This window comes from Inquilinus sp. Marseille-Q2685, from assembly GCF_916619195.1.
Lineage (GTDB): Bacteria > Pseudomonadota > Alphaproteobacteria > DSM-16000 > Inquilinaceae > Inquilinus.
In genome coordinates this window covers 452,170-477,596 of the sequence record NZ_CAKAKL010000003.1, presented here as the reverse complement: position 1 = coordinate 477,596, position 25,427 = coordinate 452,170, and the positions used below count along the sequence as shown (strand labels likewise).

Genomic DNA, 25,427 nt, shown 5'->3' with positions numbered 1-25,427 from the left:
GGACACCCCAGACGCCACCGTTCTTTGGGACGGTTAGAGCCTCTGCTAGGAGGCTATCACGTATTGCGGAGAAGAATAATAATTTATGCAGATCAACGAGAAGGACAACCCAATAATCATTGGAATATTTCTCTAATATTTCCAGATCATTTGCATAAAATGATAATCAGATGTGGTCTCGCAACAGTCATCATCGCGAGCTGCGAAGAGTGGCGACCCGGCGGTCCCGGTCCCTGGATCTCCGCGCCGGCTTCGCCCGCTCGCGATGAGGATGCAAAGGCCGGCGGCCTCAGGCCTGACGGAGCAGCGCCTCGACCTCATTGCGCCGCGGCATCGACGGCGCGGTGCCGGGGCGGGTCACCGAGATCCCGGCGACGGCGCAGCCGAAGCGCACCGCCTCGGCCACCGCCCGGCCTTCGGCCAGGGCCAGAGCGAAGCCGCCGTTGAAGGCGTCGCCCGCCCCGGCGGTCTCGACCACCGGCCCGGCCGAGAAGGCCGGGACGTGCACGGTCTCCGACCGGCTCTTCAGCAGCGCGCCCTTGGCCCCGAGGGTGACGATCACCGTGCCGACGCTCTTGTCCAGCAGCACCTGCGCGGCCCGCGCCGCCTGCTGTCCGCTGTCGACCGCGAAGTCGACCAGGCTCTCGGCTTCGGTCTCGTTCGGGGTCAGGTAGTCGACCAGGGGGTAGAGATCGTCCGGCAGCGCCATGGCCGGGGCTGGGTTCAGGATCGTGGTCACCCCGTGCCGCCGGGCGATCTCCAGCCCGCGGCGCACCACCGGCAACGGCAGCTCGAGCTGGGCGACATAGACCCGCGCCGCGGCGATGACGGGCGCCGCCGCCTCCATCTCCGCCTCGCTCAGCGCCGCCGCGGCCCCGGGCTCGATGATGATCGCGTTCTCGCCGGTCTTTCCGTCGACGAAAATGAAGGCGGCGCCGGTCGGCCGCTCCGGATCGGTCAGCACATGGCCGGCGTCGATTCCCTCGGCGGCATAGAGGGCGCGCGCCATCTGGCCGAACGGGTCGGTGCCGAGCTTGCTGATGAAGGCGACGCCGGCCCCGGCCCGGGCCGCGGCGACCGACTGGTTCGAGCCCTTGCCGCCGGGCCCGAGCTTGAAGCCGTTGGACAGCAGGGTCTCGCCCATCACCGGCAGCCGCACGGCGCGAAAGGCGAGGTCGGCGACGAACACGCCCTGGACGGCGATCTTCGGCGGAGTCATGGATGAAATCCTACTTCGGCGGGATCACGCCCATCTTCAGCAGGAAGCAGCCGTAGAACCGCCCCTCCCCGGCGCGGACCACGGCATAGGCCTTCTTGGCCTCCTCGTAGAAGGCGAAGCGCTCGACCGATCCCATCGGCCAGGACCGCCCCTCGGCCCGGTCGATCTCGGCCTGGACCTCGCGCTGCACCTCCGGGATCTCGCCCGGCTGGCCCACAACCTCCATCCGTCGCGCCGGATGGTCGACGAAGCTGTCGAGCGGCATCAGCGACAGGATCGCCCGAACCGCCCGGGCGGCGCTGACGCCCGGCAGCTCGATCGGCGCCTTGACCATGGTGTGCTGCGCCACCGACCGGGACGGGAAGTTGGTGTCGCAGATCACCAGGTCGTCGCCATGCCCCATGCCGGCCAGGACGGCGAGCAGATCCGGGGTGATAATCGGATCGATGTTCTTCAGCATTTTCAGAAGCTTCCCTGGGTTTCCTCAGATGGCATGGCAATGCCGCCGCGCGCGGATTTATCGTGCTTTTCGGCACGGCGCATTCTGGATCACCGCCGCGACGCTTGGCAACATGGCCGTCGCGGCCCGGCTCGTGTATACGGTGCCGCCATGTCGCTCCTCAGCCGCTACATGTTCCGCCAGATCGCGGTCGCCACGGTGCTCGCCACCGCGATTCTCGTCTTCGCGATCATGCTCACCACCTCGATGCGGCTGATCCAGATGATCGTCGACGGCGGCGTCGGCGTCGGGCTGTTCCTCGAGCTGGTCTTCCTGTCGATGCCGGAGTTCCTGATCGCGGTGCTGCCGGTCGGCGTCGTGGCGGCCTGCCTGATCGTCTACAACCGGATGCTGTCGGACGGCGAGCTGCTGGTCATGCGCGGCGCCGGCATCGGGCAGCTGCGGCTGGCCGTGCCCGGGCTGCTGATGGGGGTGATCATCACCGCCCTCAGCTACAGCATGACCCTCTACTTCTGGCCGGTGGCCAACCGCGAGTTCCGCGACCTGACGGCGATGGCCCAGTCCGACGTCTCGGCCGCATTCCTGCAGACCGGCGAGTTCAACGCCATCGGCGACAGCAAGACCGTGTTCGTGCGCGACCGCAACCCGGTGACCGGCGATCTCAGCGGCATCCTGGTCCATATCACCGACAACGAGGACCAGCCGGTCACCATCATCGCCGACCGCGGCTACGTCGAGGACAGCGACGACGGGCCGCGGATCGTGGCGCTTCACGGCGTGATCCAGCAGCTCGACCGCAAGACCGGCAAGGTCGATCCGGTGGCCTTCGACAGCTACACCGTGCCGCTGAACACGCCCGGCGCCGAGGATCTGGCCCGCAGCTACCGCGCCCCGTCGGAACGCTTCCTGCCCGACCTGCTGTATCCCGACCAGAATTCGCCCCGCGATATGCGGAACTACGGCCGGCTGGTGATGGAGGGCCACAAGCGCATCACCGACCCGCTGCTGCCCTTCGCCTATGTCGTCTTCTGCCTCGGCGTCCTTCTGAGCGGCGACTACAACCGCCGCGGCCTGGGCCGCCGCATCCTGATCGCCGCCATCGGCGTCGTCGCCGTGCAGGCGACGACCATGAGCATCGCCGGCATGGCCCGCGATTCGCTGCAGCTGGTGCCGGTCATGTATGTGCTGCCGGTGCTGACCACGATCGTCGGCTTCGCCATCCTGATGGTGGCGCGGCGCCGGAAGGTGCCGACGGAGGCGCCGGGGAGCCCGGATCTGGCGCCGGCCTGAGGCTTTCCGGCCAATCGCAGGGCTGGAGGCAACGCCATCGCCGAACCACAACCTGTTGTGGTTGAACACTGGCCACAAACGGGTATTTGGTTCGGGGCCGGCGACCGCTATAAGCGGACCCATGCCCCGCGATCCTCTTTCCGTCCTGCACGACGTCTTCGGCTACACCGCCTTCCGCGGCCAGCAGGCCGAGATCGTGGCTCAGATTGTGTCCGGCGGCGACGCGCTGGTGCTGATGCCGACCGGCGGCGGCAAGTCGCTGTGCTACCAGGTGCCGGCGCTGGTGCGGCCGGGGCTGGGCGTCGTGGTGTCGCCGCTGATCGCGCTGATGCAGGACCAGGTCGAGACGCTGCGCCAGCTCGGCGTCCGCGCCGCGGCGCTGCATTCGGCCCTGCCGCCCGGCGAATCGCGCGGCATCGCCCGGGCGATGCGATCCGGCGAGTTGGACCTGCTCTACGTCTCGCCCGAACGGCTCCTGACCGACGGGCTGCTCGACATGCTCGACGATTGCAAGCTGGCGCTGTTCGCGATCGACGAGGCGCATTGCGTGTCGCAATGGGGCCACGACTTCCGGCCGGAATACCTGCAGCTGGACATGCTGGCGACGCGCTATCCCGGCGTGCCGCGCATCGCCCTGACCGCCACCGCCGACGGCCCGACCCGGCGCGACATCGCCGAGCGGCTGAAGCTGCAGAACGGCCGCATCTTCGTCGCCGGCTTCGATCGGCCGAACATCCGCTACCGCATCGTGCCGAAGGAGAATCCGCGGCAGCAGCTGCTGTCCTTCATCCGGCGCGAGCATCCAAACGAGGCCGGCATCGTCTACTGCCTGTCGCGCAGCAAGGTCGAGGGCACGGCGGAATGGCTGCGCGGCGAGGGCATCGAGGCCCTGCCCTACCACGCCGGGCTGGACCGCGAGGTGCGGGCGTCGAACCAGGACCGCTTCCTCAAGGAGGACGGCGTGGTGATGGTGGCGACCATCGCCTTCGGCATGGGCATCGACAAGCCCGACGTCCGCTTCGTCGCCCATCTCGACCTGCCGAAGAGCCTGGAGGCCTATTACCAGGAGACCGGCCGCGCCGGCCGCGACGGGCTGCCGTCGGACGCCTGGATGGCCTACGGCATCCAGGATGTCGGCAAGATCCAGGGGCTGATCGCGGAATCGGACGCGCCGGAGCGGCAGAAGCAGATCGACCGGCAGAAGCTGGACGCGCTGCTGGGCTATTGCGAGACGGTGCGCTGCCGCCGCCAGGTGCTGCTGGAGTATTTCGCCGACGCGCTGCCGCAGCCCTGCGGCAACTGCGACACCTGTCTGGAGCCGGTCGAGAGCTTCGACGGCACCGAGCTGGCGCGCAAGGCGCTGTCCTGCGTCTACCGCACCGGCCAGCGCTTCGGCGTCGGGCATGTCATCGACGTGCTGACCGGCACCGAGACCGACCGGGTGCGCCAGCTGGGCCACGACAAGCTCAGCACCTGGGGCATCGGCCGCGACCTGTCGAAGCAGGAGTGGAAGTCGGTGTTCCGCCAACTGGTGGCGGCCGGCCTGCTGATCGTCGACACCGAGGGCCATGGCGGGCTGCACCTGGCGCCCGATTGCCGCGAAGTGCTGCGCGGCGAGAAGGAGATCCATCTGCGGCGCGAGGCGGTGAAGCGTGCCTCACGCAGCAAGTCCGGCGGCCGCGCCGTGCGGGCGCTGCCGGACGACCCGGCCGAGGCCTCGCTGTTCCAGGCGCTGCGGGCCAAGCGGCTGGAGCTGGCGCGCGAACAGGGCGTACCGCCCTATGTCATCTTCCACGACGCCACGCTGACCGAGCTGGCCCATGCCCGGCCGCGCTCGATGACGGAGTTCGCGTCGATCCCCGGCGTCGGCCAGGCCAAGCTGCTGCGCTACGCCGACGCCTTCCTCGAGGTGATCGAGCAGCACGCGGAGTAGCGCCCTCCCAGGTCGGAAGACTTGCCGAAAATCCGGAATTACCGAAAATTCATTCCGCCACTGGCTGGCGGGTTGGCCGCGGCAATTGCGTGAATAAGATTTTATTCTGGATATCGAAAGCACTTGTTCATATTTTCCCCTCGTTGTGCATTTCCATTTTTCAAACCGATAAGCCGCATAGGCAGATCGCAACGACTCTTACTTGAAATTCCCCTCCTGGATCATGTCCAGGACTTCCATCGCTTTTTCGTGAAGGATCCGATTATGCAACTTCTCTATTTCGTCACGGGCGACACGCCGAGTGCCGACCTGGTCCTCAGCATCGCCGGAACCCCGGCCCCGGGCGCGACCCTGCAGACGACCACCAACAACGCCCTGCCGTCGCAGCTCTGGCAGATCACCCCGGGCGGCCGGATCGTCAGCGCCGGCAACTCGAGCCTGGCCCTGAGCATCGGCCCGGACAATGCGCTGATCGTCGACACCGTGCAGCAGTACAACGAGGCCCAGCTCTGGGCGTTCTCGCCCGGCTCCGACGGTCTCGGCACGATCGCGAGCCTGAAGACCGGCCAGGTGCTGACGCTGGCCGCGCCGCTCGCCCCCCTCAACTCCGCCGTGGGGCTCGCGCCGTCGGGGAGCAGCGCGGCGCAGCAATGGTCGGGCAACGGCTTCGGCGTCGATTCCCTGCTGACGACGGTGACCAACAGCACGCCCAACGCCCTCACGCTCGCGGCGCAGGCGGTCGAGGGCACGACCAACCTGTCGGGCAGCATCCCGCTGCCGCCCGGCACCAGCGTGACCATCGTGTCGAGCTACAATGACGGGCTGGCGACCAATCTCGGCGTCTTCGACGCGAACTATTCGAGCAGCAGCTCGGTCGCCTCCTGGGTCGTCCACCAGCACCGCGCCGGCATGGTCATCGCCGGCGAGGTCTGGGTCGACACCATCAACTATGTCGACAGCTACGCAGTCACCAATGTGACGGTGGAAAAGGGCTCCGTCCGCGACAGCCTGCCTGGCAATGCCGCGGTGACCATCGCCCACACCTGAGCGGGCCTGGGGCTCGACGGCTATGCGTGAAGGCCGTCGAGCTCCGGCATCAGGATCACGCTCTCCTGCTCGTTCGGGTCGGTGCGGGCGATCACCGCGACGCAGGCCTCGGTCGCGCTCGGATTGTAGGGCAGGTGCGGCATGCCGGCGGGGATGTAGACGAAGTCCCCGGCCCGGGCCGTCAGGTGCTGCTCCAGCCGGTCGCCGTACCACATGCCGGATTCGCCGCTCAGCACATGGATCGCGGTCTCATGCGACTCGTGGCGATGGGCCTTGGCCCGGACGCCCGGCGGCAGGGTGACGAGCTGCAGGTGGATGCCCGTCGCCCCGACCGATTCGGCCGAGATCCCGGGCGTGTAGGTCAGCGCCTGCTTGCCGGTGAACCGCACCCCGGCCCCGACCACCCGGCAGGTCGGCTTCGGATTCGTCATATCCATCATCCGCTCCACGATCGTCGACCCGGCTATCCTCGGCGGGCCGGATGACCATCGCATTGCGGAACGGGGGAAGAGTGTTACATCGGGGACAGGTGGCTGCATTTTCGTCGCACCCGCCGGGCGGCCCTGCGCGGATCGGGTTTGACCGGCCCGCCCGGCTGGCCGAAAGATGGCGGCCCGCCAGCCGTCACCGGCTGACTGACACACGCCGCCACGACCGACTGACCGCCATGTCCAAGTCCCGCCGCCCCGCCACCGTCCTCGCCCATGCCGGCCGCCACCCCCGTGAGAACCACGGCATGGTCAATCCGCCCGTCTACCACACCTCGACCGTGCTGTGGCCGACGGTGGCGGCGATGGACGAGGCGCATGCCGGGTTCGAGCATGGCGTCTACAGCTATGGCCGGGTCGGCACCCCGACCAGCGAAGCCTTCGAGGACGCGGTCACGGCGCTGGAGGGCGGGTACGGCAGCGTCGCCGTCTCCTCCGGGCTCGCCGCGGTCAACGTCGCGCTGACCGCCTTCGTCAAGGCCGGCGACCATGTGCTGATCACCGACAGCGCCTACGGCCCCACCCGGCGCTACGCCGACACCGTGCTGGCCCGCTTCGGCGTCGAGGTCGAATATTACGACCCGCTGGTTGGCGCCGGCATCGAGGCGCTGTTCCGCGGCAACACCCGGCTGGTCTATCTCGAATCCCCCGGCTCGTTGACCTTCGAGGTGCAGGACGTGCCGGCGATCGCCGCCGCCGCCCGCTCCCGCGGCATCCTGACGGCGCTGGATAACACCTGGGCCACGCCGCTCGGCTTCGACGCCTTCGGCCACGGCGTCGACGTGACGGTGCACGCCGCGACCAAATACATGGTCGGCCATTCCGACGCGATGATGGGCATCGTCGGCGCCTGCGAGAAGTCGGTCTGGCTGAAGCTCAAGAACTTCGCCGTGACCTCCGGCCACTGTGCCGGGCCCGACGACCTGTACCTGGCCCAGCGCGGCCTGCGCACCATGGGGGTGCGGCTGCGCCAGCACCAGGAGAACGCGCTGGAGATCGCGCGGTGGCTGCAGGCCCGGCCGGAAGTCGCGCGCGTGCTGTACCCGGCCCTGCCGCAGGACCCCGGCCACGCGCTGTGGCGGCGCGACTTCACCGCCGCCTCCGGCCTGTTCGCGATCGTGCTGCAGCCGGCCTCCGCCGCCCAGGTCGCGGCCATGCTGGACGGCATGGAGCTGTTCCAGATGGGCGCCAGCTGGGGCGGCTATGAGAGCCTGATCCTGCCGACCCATCCGGAGAAGATCCGCACCGCCACGACCTGGCAGGCCGAGGGGCCGGGCGTGCGGCTGCATGTCGGCCTGGAGGACCCGGCCGACCTGATCGCCGATCTGGAGGCCGGGCTGGACCGGCTGCGGGCGGCGGCATGAGCGCCGAGCAGCTTCTCGACGAGGTCCGGTTCGACGCCGACGGCCTGGTCCCCGCCATCGCCCAGCAGCACGACAGCGGCGAGGTGCTGATGCTGGCCTGGATGAACCGCGCGGCGATCGAGGAGACGCTGGCCACCGGCCGGGTCTGCTACTGGTCGCGGTCGCGCCAGGCGCTGTGGCGCAAGGGCGACACCTCCGGCCAGGTCCAGCGCCTGGTCGAGCTGCGGCTGGACTGCGACGGCGACGCGGTGCTGCTGCGGGTCGACCAGACCGGCGTCGCCTGCCACACCGGCCGGCGCAGCTGCTTCTTCCGCGTCGCGCGCGACGGCGCCTGGCACACCGACCTGCCGGTGCTGCAGGACCCGAAGGCGCTGTACGGCCACCGCTAAGGATGAAGACAGCCGGGCTGAGCAGGAAGGCAGCCGCCGGCATTCCAGCTCAGCGGGGCGGGGGATCTGGCCGTATTCCCGATCGACCGCGAGCCCCCGAACAGCAATGCCCTGCCCCGGGCGATCGGATACCAACCGGAGTTTCAGGACCATTTCCGCCGGATGGCGAGGCCTCTGCCTGACCCGGCGGCAAGCGCTGCCTGGCTCCGAGGCCCCGCAATCCTCAGACCAGTGGCGCGTCCGCGGCGACGAGCAGCCATGGCAGGGCCAGGGCGGCGATCCGGCCGACCGCCCACCAGGCGGATCCGAAGCCGCGCGCCTCGACCGACCGGTCGAGATCGATCACCAGCACCTCGTGCCGGCTGGTGTCGCCGGTCGCGACCCAGTGGTTGATGCGGTTCGATCCGTCGATGACCCAGAATTCGCCCGAGCGGCGGGCCAGCAGCACCGGCCCCTGCAGCCCCCAGGGCTCGGCCCGGTCGTGGCGCCCGTTGCCGTGGCGCGCCAGCGCCTCAGTCGACCACAGCTCCCTGGAGATCGCCCAGCGGCCGTCGCCGGGCGGCAACGCGCCGAACCGCTTGGCCAGGAGGCGCCGCAGCACGTTACGGCCCAGCCACGCGCCCCGTCGGCGGTGGTTCCGCAGCACGCGCCAGACCTCGCGCCACAGGCGACCCTGATAGAGCAACCCGCAAGCCCCTTCCCGCCCCCGGCCGGCCAGTCGCGCCGAAATGCGGCGCCCGGCAACCGGGGGCTGAAGGAGAAGATTACAGTTTTGTGATATTCCCGCCAACAGGCTGGCACGAGGGGGCCCCGTCGGGGACCGCCGTCAGCGGCCCACCCGGGTCAGGTCCTGGTCATGGGTCTCGCGGATCAGCCAGACCGCGGCCACGCTGATCACCGCGGCGATGCTGATGTAGCCGCCGACCCAGCCGAGCCCGCCCTGCTCAACCAGCGTCTGGGCGATGTAGGGTGCCAGCGACGCGCCAAGGATGCCGGCCAGGTTGTAGGTCAGCGACGCCCCGGTGTAGCGCACCCGGGTCGGGAACAGCTCCGGCAGGAAGGCGCCCATCGGGCCGAAGATCAGCCCCATCAGGAACAGGCCGAGGCAGAGGAACACGGTCACCAGCAGCACCGAACCGCTGCCCAGCAGCGGGGCCAGGGCGAAGCCGAACAGCGCCGTCAGGATGCCGCCGACGATCAACACCGGGCGCCGCCCGAGCCGGTCGCTGAGCCAGGAGGAGAGCGGGATGCCGAGGCCGAGGAAGACGATGGCGAAGCATTCCAGCCCGAGGAAGGCCTGGCGCGAATAGCCGAGCGCCTTGGTGCCGTAGCCGAGGGCGAACACCGTGGTGATGTAGAACAGGGCGTAGCAGGACACCATCGCCAGCGTGCCGAGGATGGTGATCCGGGTGTTGCGCGTCAGCACCTCGCCGATCGGCACGCGCACCCGCTCCTGCCGCTCCATCGCCTCGCGGAACACCGGTGTCTCGACCAGCTTCAGCCGGACATAGAGGCCGACCGCCACCAGCGCTGCGCTGAGCAGGAAGGGAACGCGCCAGCCCCAGGCCCGGAACTGCTCGTCATCCAGCCCCAACGCCAGCAGCAGGAACAGCCCGTTGGCGGCGAGGAACCCGATCGGGGCGCCGAGCTGCGGGAACATGCCGAACCAGCCGCGCTTGCCGGCCGGGGCGTTCTCGACCGCCAGCAGCGCCGCCCCGCCCCATTCGCCGCCGAGCCCCAGCCCCTGGCCGAAGCGCATCAGGCACAGTAGCGCCGGCGCCAGCCAGCCGATCGCGGCGTAGCCGGGCAAGACGCCGATCAGCGTGGTCGAGACGCCCATCAGCAGCAGCGACGCCACCAGCGTCGCCTTGCGGCCGACGCGGTCGCCGAAATGACCGAGCAGGGCCGACCCGACCGGCCGGGCGATGAAGGCGATGGCGAAGGTGGCAAAGGAGAGGAGCAGCTGCGCCGCATCCGATTCCTGCGGGAAGAACACCGGGCCGAACACCAGGGCCGCGGCCGTGCCGTAGATGTAGAAATCGTAGAACTCGATGGCGGTGCCCACCAGGCTCGCCATCACGATCCGGCCGGTGGAATTGGCGGCGGCCGGCGCGGCCGTCCTCCCGAATGTTGTCTCTGTCATGAAGAGCTGTACCGATCGTTGCACTGGGCGCAGAACTAGGTTCCTTTTCTGTCGCGGCCGACCGCACCGTCAACAGCAAGCCGCCCCCTCGCCCCCTGCCGCCGGCATGGCTGCACCGCGCCCGCCGGGGAGCACCGGCGATCCGCGATGATCTTGCGATCGGAAACGGATCGGAGCATCAAGCGTTCGTCGCCCGGAGGATCGGACGCCTCCATCCGTTCGACGTCGCAAGGACCCGTTGCTCGATGACCGACCGCAAAGCCGGCCAAGACCGGCCGGATATGAATCCCTGGCTGTTCTTCCGCCGCTGGCTCGCCAACCCCCGCGAGGTGGGATCGGTGACGCCGTCCTCGCCCGCCCTGAAGCGCCGGCTGACCCAGGAGATCGTGCGCGCGCCCGACGAGTACGTGATCGAGCTGGGCGGCGGCACCGGGGCCATCACCCGCGGCATCCTGGAGCGCGGCGTTCCGGCCGAGCGCCTCTACGTGCTCGAGATCAACCCGGAGATGGCGCAGCATCTGCGCGACACCTTCCCCGGCATCCACGTGATCGAGGGCGACGCCCGCCGGCTGGCCGAGATCCTGCCGCCCGAGGTGGTCGGCAAGGTCGGCACCACGGTGTGCGGCATCCCGATGCTGCTGCTGACGCTGGAGGAGCAGCAGGCGATCCTCGATTCGGCTTATTCGGTGATGCCGAAGGGGCGGCAGGTGGTGCTCTACACCTACGCCCTCTCCTCGCCGCTGCCGCGCGACAAGCTGGGCCTGGCCGGCCGCCGCGTCGGCTTCGTCGCGGCCAACATCCCCCCGGCCTCGGTCTGGGCCTATCGGCAGCGCAGCGCCGGCTGACGCGGTCCGCTCCGCTTCCTCCGCCCCGCAGGACGAGGCATAATTTCCGCCCGACGGATTTCGCCCCGGCCGGCCGTACAGCCGTGTGCTGCCCATGGCCACGGCATCGGGACGGCGGGTTTCGAAGGATATGCGACGATGAGACGTGCGTTTCTCCTGGTCCTGCTTCCGGCCGCCGCCGCATTCGCGCCGCCGACCATATCGCCGGCGCTGGCCCAGGCACCCGCCTATCATGTCCAGCTCCAGGTCAACACCACCACCGATCTTGGCCGCGGATCGTGCCAGGTCAGCACCGGCGTGATCGGAACCTACCCCGACAGCGCCGGCCGGCTGGCGATCGGCACGCCGGTCAACCTGCTGATCCCCTGCGCCGCGGCCAGGGCGTCCTATTTCGACGCCCGGCTGGCCGGCCGCCCGGGCGCGCTCCAGCCCGCCGGGCCGGATGCGCTGCGGCCGCTCGCGACTCCCATGGCGCTGCCGGCCGCCCCGGTGGCGCCGCGCCTGGCCTCGCCCCCACCCCAGCTCCAGCCCCAGCCGCTGCAGCCGCCCCGGCAGGTGCTGATCGCCCCGACCACGCCTGCGCCGACGCCGCGGGCCGCATCCCCGTTCACGGCGCCGCGTCCGGCGCCGCAGCCGATGCTGCCCCTGCCGGCGAACCCGGTGGCGCCGTCGCGCCCGCTGGTGATCCAGGGCGGGCCGCCGGTGGTCACGGGCACGGTTCCGCCGAGCACCGCCTTCACGCCGCCGCCGTCCCCCACCTTCGCGAGCCCGCTGCCGCCGCCGGTGCGGACGGCCCAGGGCGGCGACACCGCGACGATGCGCCCGGATGCCGCGATCGTGCTGAGCTTCGGCCCGGTCAGCGCGGCGCGGACCGGCACGTCGCAGCGCGTCGTGCTGCCGACCGATCCGAGCTACCCGGCGCTGCTGACCCAGTTGGGCGGCATCGTGCCGGGCCAGACCAAGCCATTGCCGTGATAGAAGCGGTGCTGCCGTCCTTCGAGACCCCGCGCCTGACCCTGCGGCCGCGGACCATGGCGGACCTCGCGGACTGCCTGGCCATGGACCGCGATCCGGAGGTGGTGCGCCATATCGACGGGCCGTGGAGCGATCCCGAAGCGCATCGCCGCTTCGTCGAAGACCGGATCACCCGGGCCTATCCGGACGGCATGGGGTATTGGACCGTGCGGACGAAGGCGCCCGAGGGCCGCTTCCTCGGCTGGATCCTGCTGATCCCCGCCGACGCTCTGGGACCGGAGATCGAGATCGGGTGGCGGTTGGTGCGCGCGGCCTGGGGCCACGGCTATGCCACCGAGGCCGCCGCGCCGGTCCTGGCCCATGCGCGCGAGACGCTGGGGGTCGCGGTCATCGCCGACATCGACCAGGACAACGCAGGCTCGATCCGGGTGGCCGAGAAGATCGGCCTGCGCCATCTCGGCCCCGCCGGCGCGAGTCGCTACGTGCGCTTCACGGGCTAGGCCCTCTCGATCGCGATCGCCGTCGCCTCGCCGCCGCCGATGCACAGCGAGGCGACGCCGCGGCGCAGGCCGTGGCGCTGCAGCGCCGCCAGCAGGGTGACGATCAGCCGGGCGCCGGTGGCGCCGATCGGGTGGCCGAGGGCGCAGGCGCCGCCATGAATGTTGACCTTGTCATGCGGCAGGTCGAGGTCGCGCATCGCCGCCATCACCACGCAGGCGAAGGCCTCGTTGATCTCGAACAGGTCGACCTCGCCGGCCCGCCAGCCGACCCGGTCGAGCAGAGTGCGGATCGCGCCAATCGGCGCCGTGGTGAACCATTCCGGCGCCTGGGACTGCGTGGCATGGCCGCGGATCGTCGCCAGCACCGGCAAGCCCAGCCGGTCGGCGGCCGAGCGCCGGGCCAGGACCAGCGCCGCGGCGCCGTCGGCATTGGCGCTGGAGCTGGCGGCGGTGATGGTGCCGTCCGTGCGGAAGGCCGGCTTCAGCTTCGGGATCTTGTCGGCCGAGAGCGACGCCGGGTTCTCGTCGACCGCGATCTCGACCGGGCCGCCTTTGGCCGGGACGGTTACCGGCGCGATCTCGGCGGCGAAGGCGCCGTCCGCGATCGCCGCCTGGGCCCGGCGCAGCGAGGTCGCGGCATAGGAATCCTGGTCGTCGCGGCCGAAGCCGTAGCGGGCGGCCGTGGCCTCGCCGAAATCGCCCATCGCCCGGCCCTTGTCATAGGCGTCCTCGAGCCCGTCCAGCGCCGCATGGTCGAAGATCCGGCCATGGCCGAAGCGCAGCCCGTCGCGCACGCCCGGCAGCAGCCAGGGCGCGTTCGACATGCTCTCCATCCCGCCGGCGACGACGACATCGGCGGAGCCGGCGGCGATCAGGTCCCGGCCGAGCATCGTCGCCTTCATGCCGGAGCCGCAGACCTTGTTCACGGTGGGGGCCCCGACCGCGTCCGGCAGGCCGGCGCCGCGGGCCGACTGGCGCGCCGGCGCCTGGCCCTGCCCGGCCGGCAGCACGCAGCCGACCAGCGCCTCGTCGACCTGCGCCGGCGCGACGCCGGCCCGGGCCAGGGCGGCGGCGATCGCGGCGGATCCCAGCTGCGGCGCCGCCAGCGGCGCCAGCGCGCCGCGGAAGCGACCGAGCGGCGCGCGGGCGGACCCGACGATCACGACGGGATCTTCGGCGGACATGGGGAGCCTCTTGGATCGTTATATGACGATTACAATATTATAAGCGTCATCTAAAAAGACAATGCGGGGAAACCGGAGGCCGGCATGCGCTACAGCAAGGACCACAAGCAGGAGACGCGGGAGCGGATCATCCGCACCGCCGCCAGGCGCTTCCGCGAGGACGGGGTGGAGGCGGTGGGCGTCGCCGCGCTGATGGCCGATGCCGGGCTGACTCATGGCGGCTTCTATGCCCATTTCCCGTCGAAGGAGGCGCTGGTGGCCGCCGCCTGCGCCGAGGGCTTCGGCGAGAGCCAAACCCGCCTTCGCCGGATCGTCGAGGCCCGCCCGCCCGGCGAGCGGCTGGCGGCGATGGCCGAGACCTATCTGTCGCCGGCCCATCGCGACCATCCGGGCCAGGGCTGCGTCGCCGCCGCGATCGGGCCGGAGATCGCACGCCATCCGGCCGAAACCCGCGCCGAGTTCACCCGCGGCCTGCACGGCCTCGTGGAACTCGCCGAGGAGGCGCTCAGGGCCGATGGCGGCGATCCGGCGGCGGCACCGCAGGTGGTCGCCGCCATGGTCGGCGCCCTGATCCTGGCACGCAGTGCGGCCGACAAGACCCTGTCGGACCGCTTCCTGGAGGGCGGGCTGGAGGTTATCCGCCGCTTCGTGCCGCAGCGCGCGGAGCGATCGTCCGGGTGATATGATCGCGGCTCCTTGTGATTCGGCCCCAATTCACGTCACCGGGAGCACCATCATGTTCCGTGGTCTGGGAAGAACCCTGCTGGGTGCCGCCGCCGCGATCGGCATCGGCATCGCGGCGCTGACGGCGCAGGCCGCCGAGGTCTGGCAGACCCTGCCGGAGCCGCCGCCGCTGCCCAAGCCGGCCGAGAGCGGCACGGCCCCGGTGAACGATATCCAGATGTACTACGCCGTGTTCGGCCAGGGCCGGCCGGTGATCCTGCTGCATGGCGGCCTGTCCAACTCCGACTACTGGGGCAGCCTGGTGCCGGCGCTGACCGCGCGGGGCTTCCAGGTGATCGTCGCCGACAGCCGGGGCCATGGACGCAGCACCCGCTCGGCCCAGCCCTACAGCTACGACCTGATGTCGTCCGACGTGCTGGCGCTGCTGGACCACCTGAAGATCCAGAAAACCGACCTGGTCGGCTGGAGCGACGGCGGCATCATCGGCCTCGACATCGCCATCCATCATCCGGAGCGGCTGAACCGCCTCTACGCCTATGGCGCGAACTCTGACCTCAGCGGGCTGAAGCCTGATTTCGACAAGAACCCGACCTTCGCCGCCTTCATCGAGCGCGCCGGCGCCGAATACAGGAAGCTGTCCAAGACGCCGGACCAGTACGACAGCTTCCTGCAGCAGATCTCGCAGATGTGGGCGACCCAACCAGACTTCACCGCGGAGCAGCTGCGCGGCATCAAGGTGCGCACCGCGATCGCCGACGGCGAATACGACGAAGGCATCAAGCGCGAGCACACCGAGTACCTGGCGCGCACGATCCCGGGGGCGGAGCTGCGCATCCTGCCGAATGTCAGCCATTTCGGCATGCTGCAGAACCCGAAGGAGTTCGACGGCGACGTCATCGCGTTCCTGACCGCGAAGTAGTCAGCGAGCCTCGCCTCTCAGCGCCCGCACGGAACGAGTGCACCGGCGCCTGACATTGCCGCTGCACGCCGCGGGCTGGTAGAAGGCGCCATGGCCCGCCCGATCTTCACCTTCCCCGACGACGCCGCCTGGAACGAGGCGCGCCAGGCGGTCGAGTTCGGCGTCGAGGTCGGCGATTATGCCGGCCGGGTGTTCCTGCCGGCAGCGGCGCTGCGCACCCTGCTCGGACACCGGCCGACGCCGGCCGAGGCGGTCGAGATCTACCATCACCACCGCGCCGGGATCGAACGCGCGGCGGAGCTGCGGATCGAGGAGCGGCGCCTCGATCCCGATGCCAATGTGACGCTGGACGGCCGCGACCTGCGGCGTCGCTGACGCGCAGCTTCGCCGCGATTGCAGCCGCCGCCGGTTTGCGATAGCCAGTTGAGAATGACACGCATTCCTGATCCGTCGAGATGATCGAGATCCTGCGGCCGATCTTCACCGGCGACCTGGCCCATTGCGGCGACGCCGTGGTGCTGCCGGACGACGAGCGCCCCGCCCTGCCCGGCCCCAGCCTGCTCGACCCGGGAGCGATCGACCGGGTGCTGGACGACTATGCCGGCCGCTATCCCGGGGCGGACCGGCGCGCCGTCGCCTCCTTCTGGTCGCAATGGTACTTCGCCCGGCTGCTGCCGCCGGTGACGGCGGCGAGCCTGCTGCTGGGCCGCCGCTTTCCGATCGCCCTGTCCGAAATCGCGGTGATCCGCGCGCCGGAGGGCCACCCGATCGCCTTCCGCATGGCGCATGACGGCGAGACGGAGGACGAACCGGACGCCTTCCGCCGCTTCGACCGGCTGATCGACGGCCATATCGAGCCCTTCATCGCCGCCTGGGCCCGGCACACGCGGGTGGCGCCGCGCCTCTACTGGAACAATGCCGCGGTCTATCTGGACTGGATCCTGGGCGAGATCGCGGCCCATCCGCTGGCGGATGGCCGCCTGGCGGCGGAGGCCGGCCGGTTGCTGTCCAGCCGCGAACGGCCGGACGGCACGCCGAACCCGCTGTTCGACCCGATCCAGACGATCGAGGAGGACGGCGAGGCCAAGCGGTGGCGCCGGCTGTGCTGCCTGCGCTATCGCCTGCCGGAGATCACGGAGTGCGGCACCTGCCCGCATCTGCGGGCGCGGCTGCGCAAGGAGGCCCCGGCGCGGCAGGTCGCCTGAGCCGGCTTCGACGCGTCGGCCCGACCGACTATCGGGACTCAGTCCCGAAGCGCTCCGGCCGGAACGGAGCCAGCATCGGATGCCGCTCGCCGGTCGCGATCTCGAAGGCCAGCAGCTCGCCGGCGATCAGCCCCAGCGTGGCGCCGCTGTGGCTGAAGGCGACGAAATAGCCGGGGATCGCCTGCAGCTCGCCGAACACCGGATCGCCGTCGCCAGGGATCGGCTTGCGGCCGACGCCGTAGCGGTCGAGCTCCAGCGTCGGGTTGCCCTCCAGCACCTTGGAGGCCTCCGCGAGCAGGCCGTCGATGGTCTCCGGCTTCACCCCGTAGCTGCCGTCGGGGCGGATCTCGACCTCCTCCTCCGACCACGCCGAGTCGAGCGCGAAGGCGCCGCCGGGCGCCGGGCGGATCGCCACGCGCGGCGTGTTCAGCACGGCTTTCAGCGGCGCGCCGGCCGGCCTGGTGGTGACCAGCAGCGACACCGGGGTGCCGTCGTCGATCCTCTGCCCGGCCTCCGCCGCCATCCGCGGCACCGACGGGCCGGTGGCGACCAGCACGGCGTCCGCCCTGACCTCCCCGCCCCGCGCCGTCGCCGCCCCGACGGCGCGGCCGTCCTCGATGATCACGCGCGCCGGCCCGGCCTCGGTGACGAGACGGCCGCCGAGCGCCTCGAATTCCTCCACCAGCAGGCGGATCAGGCTCGGCAGGTCGACCCAGCCCTCGCCGGGATTGAAGATCGCGCCTTGCGGCGTGATCGCGGCAACATCGACGCCAGGCGTCACCGCCGGCACCTGCGCGGCCGCGAGATGCTGCGCGTCATAGGCCAGCGATATTTCATGACAATACGCCGCTTCGATCCGGTTGCTCTCGTCGTCGGCATCCCAGGTCAGTCCGCCGTCGAAGCGCAGCCAGTCCGCATCGGGATGCCGATAGGCCAGGGTCCGGTAGCGGTCGATGCCGGCCATGCGCAGCCGGTGATAGGCGTCGGAGCGCCAGCGCGACGAGTTGAGCCAGGACAGCGAGCGGCCGGAGGCGCCGTTCGCGACCGGGCCGTCATTCACCAGCACGGTCGCCACGCCGCGCCGGACGAGCTGGACGGCCGTGGAGACGCCGAAGATGCCGGCGCCGATGACGACGATGTTGGAGACTTTGCTTTTCATCACTGAACTTCCGCCTGGATTAGAGGACTTCCGCCAGGAAGCGCTTGAGCCGCTCGCTCTGCGGCCGGTCGAAGATCGCCTCGGGCGGGCCGGCCTCGACCACCCGGCCTTCGTCCATGAACACGACCTGGTCGGCGACCCGCCGGGCGAAGCCCATCTCATGGGTGACGACCACCATGGTCATGCCGCGCCGGCCGAGATCGGCCATCAGGGTGAGGACGCCCTTCACCAGTTCCGGGTCCAGCGCGCTGGTCACCTCGTCGAACAGGATGACCTCGGGTTCCATCGCCAGCGCCCGGGCGATCGCCACCCGCTGCTGCTGGCCGCCCGACAGGCGCGACGGGCGATGGTGCTGGCGGCCGGCCAGCCCGACCTCGGCCAGCCGCGCCTTGGCGATCCGCTCCGCGGCGGCCCTGGGCAGGCGCTTGATCCGGGTCGGCGACAGCGCGACGTTCTCCAGCGCGGTGTGGTCCGGAAACAGGTTGAACTGCTGGAACACCATGCCGATCCGGCGGCGCAGCCTGTCCGGCTTCATGCCGAGGATGCTGTCGCCGTCGAGCAGGATGTCGCCGCCCTTCACCTCCACCAGCCGGTTCAGGCAGCGCAGCAGGGTCGACTTGCCGGAGCCGGAAGGGGCGATGATGCAGGTGACCGACCCGGACGGCACGGTGAGGTCGATGTCCTTGAGCACCTCGTGCTCGCCATAGGCCATGCTGAGGCCGCGCACGGCCAGGCTGCCGCCGCTGAAGCGAGTGTCCGCCCCGGTGCTCTCGGCAGCGCCCTTCATCTCGCCGACCTCGACCAGGCCGCTGGTCCCCGCCCCGGACAGGCTGCGGCCGACCCGCAGCCGGGTGTCGATCCAGTTGACCAGATGGGTCAGTGGCACGGTGACCAGCAGGTAGAACACGCCGGCGAGCAACAGCGGCGACAGGTTGCCGGTGACCACCGCCTGGTCCTGGCCGATGCGGAAGATCTCGCGCTCCGACGCCAGCAGGCCCAGGAAGTAGACCAGGCTGGAATCCTTCACATTGCCGATAAACTGGTTGACCAGGGCTGGCAGCACCCGCCGGATGCCCTGCGGCACGATGATCAGCCGCATCGCCTGGCCGTAGCTCATGCTGAGCGCCCGGCAGGCGTCCATCTGGCCGCGATCGACGCTCTGGATGCCGGAGCGGAAGATCTCGCCGATATAGGCGCCGGCGATCAGCCCGAGGGCGAGGATGCCGAGCGGATAGGGCGACGGCCCGAAGATCTCCCGCCCCGCCCGGGCCAGGCCCTGCCCGATCAGAAGGATGGTGACGATGGCCGGAAGCCCGCGAAAGATATCCGTGTAGATCCGTGCCGGGATGCGCAGCCAGGGCGAGCGCGAGATGCCCATGATGGCGAGCGCCATGCCGATGGCGATGCCGAGCACGGTCGAGGCGAAGGCGAGGATCAGCGTGTTCTTCAGCCCGACCGCGATCATGGTGGGCAGCACCTCGCCCATCGCGCCCCAGTCGAGGAAGCTGCGGCGCAGGTTTTCGATCCAGTCCATGCGGAGCCGTCTTTTTGGGGTCGTCGGCGGCAGGGGAGCCTGCCCGGCCGCGGTGGCCGGGCAGGATTCGGCCTATTTCTGGGGCAGGTACTGGTCCGGCATCGGCGAGCCTGGGAACCACTTCTGGTAGAGCGTCTTCCAGGTGCCATCCTGCATCGCCGCGTGCAGCCCCTGGTTCAGCGCCGTACGCAGCGCGTCGTTGCCCTTGCGGATGACGAAGCCGGCCGGGGCGTCGAAGCTGGGGATGTTGATCGCGACCTTGAGCGAGGGATAGCGGCCGGCATAGTCCTTGGCGGCCTCGTAATCGAGGAAATGCGCGTCGATCGTGCCGTTGTTGAGCGCGACGACGGCGGAGTTGTTGTCGGGAAACTTCACCAGGTCGGTCGCAGTGAAATTCTTGGCCGCATAGATTTCCTGCAGCGTGCCCTGCACCACGCCGAGCCGCTTGCCGGCGAGCTGGCCGGCGTCGGTGACCTTCGGGTCGGAGGTCAGGACCGACAGGTAGCCGGCCAGGTAGCCGTCGGAGAAATCGACCGTCTTCTTGCGCGCCTCGGTGGTGCCGATCGCCGCGACCGCCACGTCGAAGCGGCCATTGGCGACCGACGGCATCAGGGCGGAGAATTCCTGGCCGGTGAAGACGATCTGGTCCTTCTTGAAGCCGATCCGCTCGGCCACGTTCAGGAACAGCTCGATGTCGAAGCCGGTGAACTGTCCGTCCGCCGTCATGAAGGTGTAGGGCTTGGCGTCGCCCATGGTGCCGACGGTGATCACCTTCGGGTCGATCAGGCCGTAGGTGTTGGAGTCGGCCAGGGCCGGCCCTGCAAGCGAGCCGCCCAGAGCCAGCGCGAGGGTCAGCGCCCGGGCCCCCATCCTCAGCATTCCCGCAAATCTCCTCATGTCTCCCTCCGTTGGTGTTCTGTCAGCCTGCCCATGCCCGGCCGCAGTGCCGGACTCCTGTTTCGACCGTTGAGACCGATCTCTTTCCTTGAGAGACCGGTCTCTGTTTTAATGAGACCGGTCTCTTTTCAAAATTGTTAGGGCCGCGTTGACCGGCCGTCAATCTCTCCTGTAGAGCAGCCCGATGGAACAGCCCCCGCTTGCGAAGCCGTCCGTCACTGTCGCCGACGTCGCCCGGTCGGCGGGCGTCGCAAAGGCCACGGCGGCCCGGGTCCTCGGAGGCTACGGCATCGTCAGCGACGCGGTGCGCGAGAAGGTGCTCGCAGCGGCAAGGACCCTCGATTATCGGCCCAACGAGCTGGCGCGCAGCATGACGACGGGCCGGTCGGGTGCGATCGGCGTGGTGGTCGGGGATATCGAGAACCCGTTCTTCAGCGCCGCCGTCCGCGGCATCACCGATGTGGCGCGCGCCGCCGGCTACACGGTGATCCTGGCCAATTCCGGCGAGGACATCGCGGCCGAGCGGGACGCCATTCGGACCTTGGTCGCCAAGCGGGTCGACGGGCTGATCGTCGCCCCGTCGCGGTCCCGCGAGATCGACCATCTGCGGGACGCCCAGCGCGCCGGCCGGCCGCTGGCTCTGCTCGACCGCGCCATCCCGGAACTGGCCGTCGATACGGTCACGGTCGACGACCGCGAGGCGGCCGAAGCCGCGACCCGCCTGCTGATCGAGCACGGCCATCGGCGCCTCGTCTACGTCACCGCCTGCGACACGCCGGAGCACACCTATCGCGACCTGGCCGACATCCACACCGCCTCCGTGCGGCACCGCATCGAAGGTTTTCTTGGGGCCTGCGAGACGGCCCGGATCCCCTCGCCAGGACGATCGGTCTGGCTCGGGGCGAATGGGCGCGGGGAGACGCGGACGCTGGCGATGAACCTCTTAACATCGCCCGAGCCCCCGACCGCCATCCTCGCGTCCGACAGCCTGATCGCGCTCGAGATCTTCAAGGTCGCGCGCGAGCTCCGCCGGTCCATTCCGGACGACCTGTCGCTGATCCCCTTCCACGACGCCGACTGGACCAGCGTCCCCAGCCCGCCGGTCACCGTCATCGATCAGCCGGTCCATCAGCTCGGCACGGCGGTGGCCGAGTTGCTGGTGTCGAGGCTGAAGGGTCTGGGCGGCCCCGCGCGTCACATCGTGATCCCGACCAGGCTGGTGGAGCGCGCATCGGTCGCGTTCCGGAATCCGGCCGGCACGCCCCCTTAGGACAGTTCCCGCAGCGCGCAGAGCTGCCGCCGTGCCCATCAAAATCATGCACGATCCATGATGCACGATTGACTCCATCATAGCCCGGTCGCTATCAGGTCTGACGTTGAAGGAGAGGTTGCGATGCCCCAGAAGGCCGGCATCTCCCGCGTCGTCCTGGCCGATCAGGTCGTGCAGGTGCTGCAGGAGCGTATCCTGGACCGGGTCTATGAACCGGGCGCGCGGCTGAACATCGATGCCCTGTCGCGAGAGCTGGAGGTCAGCTCGTCGCCGATCCGCGAGGCGCTGATGCGCCTGGCGGCGGACGGGCTGGTGGTGTCCTCCTCCTTCGCCGGCTTCTCGGTCGCGCCGGTGCCGTCGCGCGACTGGTTCGAGCAGCTGCTGACCTATCGCGTCCTGGCCGAGGGCTGGGCCGCCCGGCAGATGGCGCGGCGCCGGCCGGCAGCGGCGATCGAGCGGATGCGGCGGAGCCTGGCGGCGATGGAGCGCGGCCGCATGGGCCGCAAGGCGCGCGACTACCTGACCGCCAACCAGGCCGACCAGGCCTTCCACGAGGCCATGCTGGACGGCGCCGGCAACGAGATCCTGGCCCGCAGCGTGCGCGACCTGCACCCGCATCTGCACCACGCCCGGCTGTTCGCCAAGGTGCCGCAGGAGATCGCCCCCGTGATCGCCGAGCACCAGGCCATCCTGGCCGCCATCGCCGAAGGCGACGAGGGGGCTGCCGGCGCGGCGCTCGAGCGTCACCTGCGCGCCTCCTGGCAGCGCTATGACGGCTGGACGGCCGACGAGCCGGCCTGACCGACCATCCCTTCACCGCAAAGGACATCTTCCCGTGGCCAAGATCGTTTCCGTCGAGGTCCTGCAGGCCGACCTGAAGCCCAAGGTCAAGCGCACCGACGCGGTGCAGGCCTTCGAGCTGCAGGAGACGCCGATGGTCCGCATCACCGATGCCGACGGCGCCGTCGGCACCGGCTACAGCTACACCATCGGCACCGGCGGCTCCTCCGTCGCCCGGCTGCTGGACGACCATCTGGCGCCGCTGCTGATCGGCCGCGAGGCGGACGAGATCGAGCGGATCTGGCGCGACCTGTTCTACCGGGTCCACGCCACCACGGTCGGGGCCTTGACCTCGATCGCGCTGGCCGCCATCGACACGGCGCTGTGGGACCTGCGCAGCCGCCGCACCGGCATCCCGCTCCACCGGCTGGCCGGCGGCGCCAAGGACAGCATCCAGCTCTATTACACCGAGGGCGGCTGGCTGCACCTGGACCGGGCGGCGCTGGTCGAGGAGGCGCTGCAGGCCAAGGAAAAGGGCTTCGGCGGCACCAAGGTGAAGGTCGGCCGGCCGCATGTCGCCGAGGACATGGCCCGCCTGTCGGCGGTGCGGGAGAAGGTCGGTGACACCTGGGAGATCATGACCGACGCCAACCAGGGCTTCACCCTGGACGAGGCGGTGCGCCGGGTGAGCCGCTTCCAGGATGTCGGCATCGCCTGGTTCGAGGAGCCGATCCACGCCGACGACGTGCGCGCGCATCAGCGGCTGGCGGCGTCGACCAGCGTGCCGATCGCGGTCGGCGAATCCCTGTACAGCATCTCGCAGTTCAAGGACTACCTGCAGGGCGACGCCTGCTCGATCGTCCAGGTCGACGTCGGCCGGATCGGCGGCATCACCCCCTGGCTGAAGGTCGCGCACATGGCCGAAGCCTTCAACGTCCCGGTCTGCCCGCATTTCCTGATGGAGCTGCACCTGCCGCTGTGCTGCGCCGTGCCGAACAGCCGCTGGCTGGAATACATCCCGCAGCTCGACCTCGTCACCACCGAGGAGATCCGGATCGAGAACGGCCGCGCCATCCCGTCGGAGAAGCCGGGGCTGGGCATCGAGTGGGACTGGGAGGCGCTGGACCGCGTCATCATCCACCGCAGCCGTCACGCCGGCCGATGACGCCGTGGCGGCTGCCTCAGTCGACCACGTAGCGGCGGTAGCGCTCGGGCAGCTGGTCGAGCAGCACGAAGGCGCGATCGACGTGATAGACCAGCCGCGCCTCGGCCTCCGCTGCGTCACCGGCGTCCAGCGCGTCGATGATCGCGAGATGCTCCTCGATCACCAGCGGCAGCCGGTCCGGGCTGCCGAACAGCCGCATGAAGCGGGCCAGCCGGGTCCAGGCGGTCTGGATCGTGGTCCACACCCCCTCGCGGTTGGCGAAGCTCATCAGCAGGTGGTGGAACTCCTCGTCCGCGGCGTGGAAGCCGTCGGTGTCGCCAGCTTCCAGCAGCACCCGCTGCTTCGCCGGCACCGCCCGGGCCGCGGCGCTCATCGCCGGGGTCCAGATCTCCGCCGTCTCGCGCAGCACCGCCACCTCCAGCGCCCGGCGCACGAAATGCGCGTCGCCGATGCCGCCGAGCCGGATCGGGGCGACGAAGCTGCCCTGCTGCGGATAGACGTCGATCAGCCCCTCCTCCGCCAGCCGCTGGATCGCTGCGCGGATCGGCGTGCGCGACACGCCGAACTGCCGGCTGATGCTGTTCTCGCTGATCGGGGTGCCGGGCAGCAGATGGACGCCGACGATGGCGTGGCGCAGCGCCTCATGCACCTGGTCGGCGACCGGCAGGCGGCGGTCGAGGCGGAGACGAATCGCCTGCAACCCGCCCGACGCCTCGTCCGGCTCGGCGGCGGCGATCGGCGGGTCTTCGGTTGGTGCGGCGATCGGCATCTCTCCCTCCCGAACGGCACAGTTCCCGGCCATTTGTCCGACCTGTTCGGCCAGAAGGGCCATAATTCGATTGCGCCTTGCACACTTGGATACTAGCGTTCCACCGCGCCGTTCAAGTGCGCCGACGCCTTGGCGGCCTCAAGAAACCCTGGGGAGGATCTCTCATGTCCCGACAGGTCCGGAGGGCCGTGCTGGCCGGCCTGGCGCTGCTGGCGGGGGCCGGAGCGGCCGCCGCCGACGACACCCGCGTCGCCTTGGTGCCCGGCGGGCCGCACCCGTATTTCGCCGCCTGGGAGCAGGCCGGCAAGGACGCCGCCCGTGACTTCAAGCTCGCCGCCGCGGACTACAAGGTCCCGCAGAAGTGGGAGCTGAGCACCCAGAACCAGCTGCTCGAGAGCCTGGTGACCCAGGGCTACAACGCCTTCCTCGTCTTCCCCGGCGACCCGGTCGGCAGCGTCAGCACCGTGGCCGAGCTGGCGGACAGCGGCGCCCCGGTGATCGCCACTGCCGGCTGCCTGAAGGACCCGTCCGAGGCGCAGTTCTGCCTCGGCACCGATGTCGGCAACTCCGCCTATCTCGGCACCAAGGAGCTGTTGAAGGCGATGGCCGGCAAGAAGCGGATCCTGCATGTCACCGGCTTCCTGGTCGACCCCAACACCCAGCTGCGCATCGACGCGGTGGAGAAGGCAGCGAAGGAAGAGGGCGCGCAGGTCGTGCAGGTGATCGCCGACATCGACGCGCCGGAGCCGGCGGAAGAGAAGATCAACGCCTATCTCGCCGCGCATGCCGCCGATGTCGACGGCATCGTCAGCACCGCCTGGGTGCCCTCGGTTGTCGCCGCCAACGCGCTGCGCCGGATCGGTGACAAGCGCATCCAGATGGTCGCCATCGACCATGATGAGGTGGTGCTGAAGGCGATCAAGGACGGCTTCCTGCACGGCACCATGCTGCAGAACCCGTACGGCCAGGCCTATATCGGCTCCCACGTCGTCGACCGGCTGCGCAACGGCTGCACGATCAAGGCCGACGCGCCGTGGAAGACCAACGCGCTGACCAGCCACTTCGTCGATTCCGGCACCGTCTTCGTCGGCGCCGACAAGGTCGACACCTATGTCACGGCGATGCAGGACATCACGAAGACCCTGCTGGCCAGCTTCGACACGACCTACCTGAACTGCAACTCGTAAGCGGCTCCGACCGGTCGGGCC

The 25,427-nt window shown here is 69.9% G+C and carries 26 protein-coding genes and 1 pseudogene; 16 read left to right on the top strand and 11 right to left on the bottom strand.

Features of this window, described 5'->3' with window-relative positions; translation table 11 throughout:
- Nucleotides 1-289: 289 nt before the first annotated feature.
- The gene (rbsK, locus tag LG391_RS20020) at nucleotides 290-1,219 is read right to left on the bottom strand and encodes a ribokinase (RefSeq protein ID WP_225769800.1); all 930 of its coding nucleotides are present in this window, start codon (nucleotides 1,217-1,219) and stop codon (nucleotides 290-292) included.
- Nucleotides 1,220-1,229: 10 nt separating this feature from the next.
- On the bottom strand, nucleotides 1,230-1,679 hold the full coding sequence (locus LG391_RS20015; protein WP_225769799.1) for an RbsD/FucU family protein: 450 nt from the start codon (nucleotides 1,677-1,679) through the stop codon (nucleotides 1,230-1,232).
- Nucleotides 1,680-1,829: 150 nt separating this feature from the next.
- Between LG391_RS20015 and LG391_RS20010 the strand changes: the two genes are divergently transcribed.
- The 3 genes from LG391_RS20010 (at nucleotide 1,830) to LG391_RS20000 (ending at nucleotide 5,949) form a co-directional block, all read left to right on the top strand.
- On the top strand, nucleotides 1,830-2,969 hold the full coding sequence (locus LG391_RS20010) for an LptF/LptG family permease (protein WP_225769798.1): 1,140 nt from the start codon (nucleotides 1,830-1,832) through the stop codon (nucleotides 2,967-2,969).
- Nucleotides 2,970-3,090: 121 nt separating this feature from the next.
- Entirely contained in the window at nucleotides 3,091-4,902 is a 1,812-nt protein-coding gene (gene recQ, locus LG391_RS20005) for a DNA helicase RecQ (protein WP_225769797.1), read from the top strand.
- Between the two features lie 264 nt (nucleotides 4,903-5,166).
- Nucleotides 5,167-5,949 (top strand): RICIN domain-containing protein, encoded by a 783-nt coding sequence (locus LG391_RS20000; RefSeq protein WP_225769796.1) that lies wholly within the window; start codon nucleotides 5,167-5,169, stop codon nucleotides 5,947-5,949.
- 20 nt (nucleotides 5,950-5,969) lie between these two features.
- Here the strand turns inward: LG391_RS20000 and LG391_RS19995 are convergent, their stop codons facing one another.
- Nucleotides 5,970-6,380, bottom strand: coding sequence for a cupin domain-containing protein (locus LG391_RS19995; RefSeq protein ID WP_225769795.1), 411 nt, complete (start codon nucleotides 6,378-6,380; stop codon nucleotides 5,970-5,972).
- 236 nt (nucleotides 6,381-6,616) lie between these two features.
- On the opposite strand from LG391_RS19995, the gene metC reads away from it, so the two are divergent.
- Entirely contained in the window at nucleotides 6,617-7,801 is a 1,185-nt protein-coding gene (metC, locus tag LG391_RS19990; RefSeq protein ID WP_225769794.1) for a cystathionine beta-lyase, read from the top strand.
- On the top strand, nucleotides 7,798-8,190 hold the full coding sequence (hisI, locus tag LG391_RS19985; RefSeq protein ID WP_225769793.1) for a phosphoribosyl-AMP cyclohydrolase: 393 nt from the start codon (nucleotides 7,798-7,800) through the stop codon (nucleotides 8,188-8,190). Before metC ends, hisI begins: the two co-directional genes overlap by 4 nt.
- A gap of 223 nt (nucleotides 8,191-8,413) precedes the next feature.
- Here hisI and LG391_RS19980 read toward each other — a convergent pair whose 3' ends face one another.
- On the bottom strand, nucleotides 8,414-8,875 hold the full coding sequence (locus tag LG391_RS19980) for a hypothetical protein (RefSeq protein ID WP_225769792.1): 462 nt from the start codon (nucleotides 8,873-8,875) through the stop codon (nucleotides 8,414-8,416).
- A gap of 141 nt (nucleotides 8,876-9,016) precedes the next feature.
- The gene (locus tag LG391_RS19975; protein WP_225769791.1) at nucleotides 9,017-10,267 is read right to left on the bottom strand and encodes an MFS transporter; all 1,251 of its coding nucleotides are present in this window, start codon (nucleotides 10,265-10,267) and stop codon (nucleotides 9,017-9,019) included.
- A gap of 311 nt (nucleotides 10,268-10,578) precedes the next feature.
- On the opposite strand from LG391_RS19975, the gene LG391_RS19970 reads away from it, so the two are divergent.
- The 3 genes from LG391_RS19970 to LG391_RS19960 all read left to right on the top strand — a co-directional run bounded on the left by LG391_RS19970 (nucleotide 10,579) and on the right by LG391_RS19960 (nucleotide 12,653).
- The gene (locus tag LG391_RS19970; protein ID WP_225769790.1) at nucleotides 10,579-11,178 is read left to right on the top strand and encodes a class I SAM-dependent methyltransferase; all 600 of its coding nucleotides are present in this window, start codon (nucleotides 10,579-10,581) and stop codon (nucleotides 11,176-11,178) included.
- 138 nt (nucleotides 11,179-11,316) lie between these two features.
- The gene (locus LG391_RS19965; protein ID WP_225769789.1) at nucleotides 11,317-12,153 is read left to right on the top strand and encodes a hypothetical protein; all 837 of its coding nucleotides are present in this window, start codon (nucleotides 11,317-11,319) and stop codon (nucleotides 12,151-12,153) included.
- Between the two features lie 8 nt (nucleotides 12,154-12,161).
- Nucleotides 12,162-12,653, top strand: a complete 492-nt coding sequence (locus LG391_RS19960) for a GNAT family N-acetyltransferase (protein ID WP_225769788.1) — start codon at nucleotides 12,162-12,164, stop codon at nucleotides 12,651-12,653.
- Here LG391_RS19960 and LG391_RS19955 read toward each other — a convergent pair.
- Nucleotides 12,650-13,837, bottom strand: coding sequence for an acetyl-CoA C-acyltransferase (locus LG391_RS19955; protein WP_225769787.1), 1,188 nt, complete (start codon nucleotides 13,835-13,837; stop codon nucleotides 12,650-12,652). The genes LG391_RS19960 and LG391_RS19955 overlap by 4 nt on opposite strands.
- Nucleotides 13,838-13,921: 84 nt before the next feature.
- On the opposite strand from LG391_RS19955, the gene LG391_RS19950 reads away from it, so the two are divergent.
- The 4 genes from LG391_RS19950 (at nucleotide 13,922) to fhuF (ending at nucleotide 16,645) form a co-directional block, all read left to right on the top strand.
- Nucleotides 13,922-14,518, top strand: a complete 597-nt coding sequence (locus LG391_RS19950) for a TetR/AcrR family transcriptional regulator (RefSeq protein WP_225769786.1) — start codon at nucleotides 13,922-13,924, stop codon at nucleotides 14,516-14,518.
- A gap of 55 nt (nucleotides 14,519-14,573) precedes the next feature.
- A complete protein-coding gene (locus tag LG391_RS19945) occupies nucleotides 14,574-15,440 on the top strand; it encodes an alpha/beta fold hydrolase (protein WP_225769785.1) in 867 nt (288 codons plus the stop codon).
- 90 nt (nucleotides 15,441-15,530) lie between these two features.
- Nucleotides 15,531-15,815, top strand: coding sequence for a DUF1488 family protein (locus LG391_RS19940; RefSeq protein WP_225769784.1), 285 nt, complete (start codon nucleotides 15,531-15,533; stop codon nucleotides 15,813-15,815).
- Nucleotides 15,816-15,895: 80 nt separating this feature from the next.
- The gene (gene fhuF / locus LG391_RS19935; protein ID WP_225769783.1) at nucleotides 15,896-16,645 is read left to right on the top strand and encodes a siderophore-iron reductase FhuF; all 750 of its coding nucleotides are present in this window, start codon (nucleotides 15,896-15,898) and stop codon (nucleotides 16,643-16,645) included.
- A gap of 28 nt (nucleotides 16,646-16,673) precedes the next feature.
- Here fhuF and LG391_RS19930 read toward each other — a convergent pair whose 3' ends face one another.
- The 4 genes and pseudogenes from LG391_RS19930 to LG391_RS19915 form a co-directional block, all read right to left on the bottom strand.
- Entirely contained in the window at nucleotides 16,674-17,804 is a 1,131-nt protein-coding gene (locus LG391_RS19930) for an FAD-binding oxidoreductase (protein WP_225769782.1), read from the bottom strand.
- Nucleotides 17,805-17,823: 19 nt separating this feature from the next.
- On the bottom strand, nucleotides 17,824-18,591 hold the full coding sequence (locus LG391_RS35060) for an amino acid ABC transporter ATP-binding protein (protein ID WP_374200755.1): 768 nt from the start codon (nucleotides 18,589-18,591) through the stop codon (nucleotides 17,824-17,826).
- A gap of 66 nt (nucleotides 18,592-18,657) precedes the next feature.
- Nucleotides 18,658-19,269, bottom strand: a pseudogene (locus LG391_RS35055) (amino acid ABC transporter permease); the annotation flags it as partial.
- Nucleotides 19,270-19,410: 141 nt separating this feature from the next.
- Complete coding sequence (locus LG391_RS19915; protein WP_225769781.1) at nucleotides 19,411-20,217, bottom strand: ABC transporter substrate-binding protein; 807 nt, start codon at nucleotides 20,215-20,217, stop codon at nucleotides 19,411-19,413.
- Nucleotides 20,218-20,419: 202 nt separating this feature from the next.
- On the opposite strand from LG391_RS19915, the gene LG391_RS19910 reads away from it, so the two are divergent.
- From LG391_RS19910 to LG391_RS19900, 3 genes are all read left to right on the top strand, one after another.
- On the top strand, nucleotides 20,420-21,505 hold the full coding sequence (locus LG391_RS19910; protein ID WP_225769780.1) for a LacI family DNA-binding transcriptional regulator: 1,086 nt from the start codon (nucleotides 20,420-20,422) through the stop codon (nucleotides 21,503-21,505).
- Between the two features lie 123 nt (nucleotides 21,506-21,628).
- Nucleotides 21,629-22,306, top strand: a complete 678-nt coding sequence (locus LG391_RS19905; RefSeq protein ID WP_225769779.1) for a GntR family transcriptional regulator — start codon at nucleotides 21,629-21,631, stop codon at nucleotides 22,304-22,306.
- 34 nt (nucleotides 22,307-22,340) lie between these two features.
- A complete protein-coding gene (locus LG391_RS19900; protein WP_225769778.1) occupies nucleotides 22,341-23,450 on the top strand; it encodes a mandelate racemase/muconate lactonizing enzyme family protein in 1,110 nt (369 codons plus the stop codon).
- Between the two features lie 16 nt (nucleotides 23,451-23,466).
- On the opposite strand, the gene LG391_RS19895 is transcribed toward LG391_RS19900, so the two are convergent.
- The gene (locus LG391_RS19895; RefSeq protein ID WP_225769777.1) at nucleotides 23,467-24,219 is read right to left on the bottom strand and encodes a GntR family transcriptional regulator; all 753 of its coding nucleotides are present in this window, start codon (nucleotides 24,217-24,219) and stop codon (nucleotides 23,467-23,469) included.
- A 164-nt stretch (nucleotides 24,220-24,383) separates the two neighbouring features.
- On the opposite strand from LG391_RS19895, the gene LG391_RS19890 reads away from it, so the two are divergent.
- Entirely contained in the window at nucleotides 24,384-25,406 is a 1,023-nt protein-coding gene (locus LG391_RS19890; RefSeq protein ID WP_225769776.1) for a sugar ABC transporter substrate-binding protein, read from the top strand.
- The last annotated feature ends 21 nt before the right edge of the window (nucleotides 25,407-25,427 follow it).

What these genes read in the sequence shown, in the direction of transcription:
- fhuF (WP_225769783.1), top strand. Translation starts at nt 15,896, where the DNA reads ATGATCGAGATCCTGCGGCCGATCTTCACCGGCGACCTGGCCCATTGC.
- LG391_RS19910 (WP_225769780.1), top strand. Translation starts at nt 20,420, where the DNA reads ATGGAACAGCCCCCGCTTGCGAAGCCGTCCGTCACTGTCGCCGACGTC.
- LG391_RS19945 (WP_225769785.1), top strand. Translation starts at nt 14,574, where the DNA reads ATGTTCCGTGGTCTGGGAAGAACCCTGCTGGGTGCCGCCGCCGCGATC.
- LG391_RS19975 (WP_225769791.1), bottom strand. Translation starts at nt 10,267, where the DNA reads ATGGCGAGCCTGGTGGGCACCGCCATCGAGTTCTACGATTTCTACATC.
- LG391_RS19955 (WP_225769787.1), bottom strand. Translation starts at nt 13,837, where the DNA reads ATGTCCGCCGAAGATCCCGTCGTGATCGTCGGGTCCGCCCGCGCGCCG.
- LG391_RS19895 (WP_225769777.1), bottom strand. Translation starts at nt 24,219, where the DNA reads ATGCCGATCGCCGCACCAACCGAAGACCCGCCGATCGCCGCCGCCGAG.
- LG391_RS20010 (WP_225769798.1), top strand. Translation starts at nt 1,830, where the DNA reads ATGTCGCTCCTCAGCCGCTACATGTTCCGCCAGATCGCGGTCGCCACG.
- LG391_RS19905 (WP_225769779.1), top strand. Translation starts at nt 21,629, where the DNA reads ATGCCCCAGAAGGCCGGCATCTCCCGCGTCGTCCTGGCCGATCAGGTC.
- LG391_RS19930 (WP_225769782.1), bottom strand. Translation starts at nt 17,804, where the DNA reads ATGAAAAGCAAAGTCTCCAACATCGTCGTCATCGGCGCCGGCATCTTC.
- LG391_RS19915 (WP_225769781.1), bottom strand. Translation starts at nt 20,217, where the DNA reads ATGCTGAGGATGGGGGCCCGGGCGCTGACCCTCGCGCTGGCTCTGGGC.
- rbsK (WP_225769800.1), bottom strand. Translation starts at nt 1,219, where the DNA reads ATGACTCCGCCGAAGATCGCCGTCCAGGGCGTGTTCGTCGCCGACCTC.
- LG391_RS19950 (WP_225769786.1), top strand. Translation starts at nt 13,922, where the DNA reads ATGCGCTACAGCAAGGACCACAAGCAGGAGACGCGGGAGCGGATCATC.
- hisI (WP_225769793.1), top strand. Translation starts at nt 7,798, where the DNA reads ATGAGCGCCGAGCAGCTTCTCGACGAGGTCCGGTTCGACGCCGACGGC.
- recQ (WP_225769797.1), top strand. Translation starts at nt 3,091, where the DNA reads ATGCCCCGCGATCCTCTTTCCGTCCTGCACGACGTCTTCGGCTACACC.
- LG391_RS19940 (WP_225769784.1), top strand. Translation starts at nt 15,531, where the DNA reads ATGGCCCGCCCGATCTTCACCTTCCCCGACGACGCCGCCTGGAACGAG.
- LG391_RS19970 (WP_225769790.1), top strand. Translation starts at nt 10,579, where the DNA reads ATGACCGACCGCAAAGCCGGCCAAGACCGGCCGGATATGAATCCCTGG.
- LG391_RS19995 (WP_225769795.1), bottom strand. Translation starts at nt 6,380, where the DNA reads ATGACGAATCCGAAGCCGACCTGCCGGGTGGTCGGGGCCGGGGTGCGG.
- LG391_RS35060 (WP_374200755.1), bottom strand. Translation starts at nt 18,591, where the DNA reads ATGAAGGGCGCTGCCGAGAGCACCGGGGCGGACACTCGCTTCAGCGGC.
- LG391_RS20000 (WP_225769796.1), top strand. Translation starts at nt 5,167, where the DNA reads ATGCAACTTCTCTATTTCGTCACGGGCGACACGCCGAGTGCCGACCTG.
- LG391_RS20015 (WP_225769799.1), bottom strand. Translation starts at nt 1,679, where the DNA reads ATGCTGAAGAACATCGATCCGATTATCACCCCGGATCTGCTCGCCGTC.
- LG391_RS19965 (WP_225769789.1), top strand. Translation starts at nt 11,317, where the DNA reads ATGAGACGTGCGTTTCTCCTGGTCCTGCTTCCGGCCGCCGCCGCATTC.
- metC (WP_225769794.1), top strand. Translation starts at nt 6,617, where the DNA reads ATGTCCAAGTCCCGCCGCCCCGCCACCGTCCTCGCCCATGCCGGCCGC.
- LG391_RS19890 (WP_225769776.1), top strand. Translation starts at nt 24,384, where the DNA reads ATGTCCCGACAGGTCCGGAGGGCCGTGCTGGCCGGCCTGGCGCTGCTG.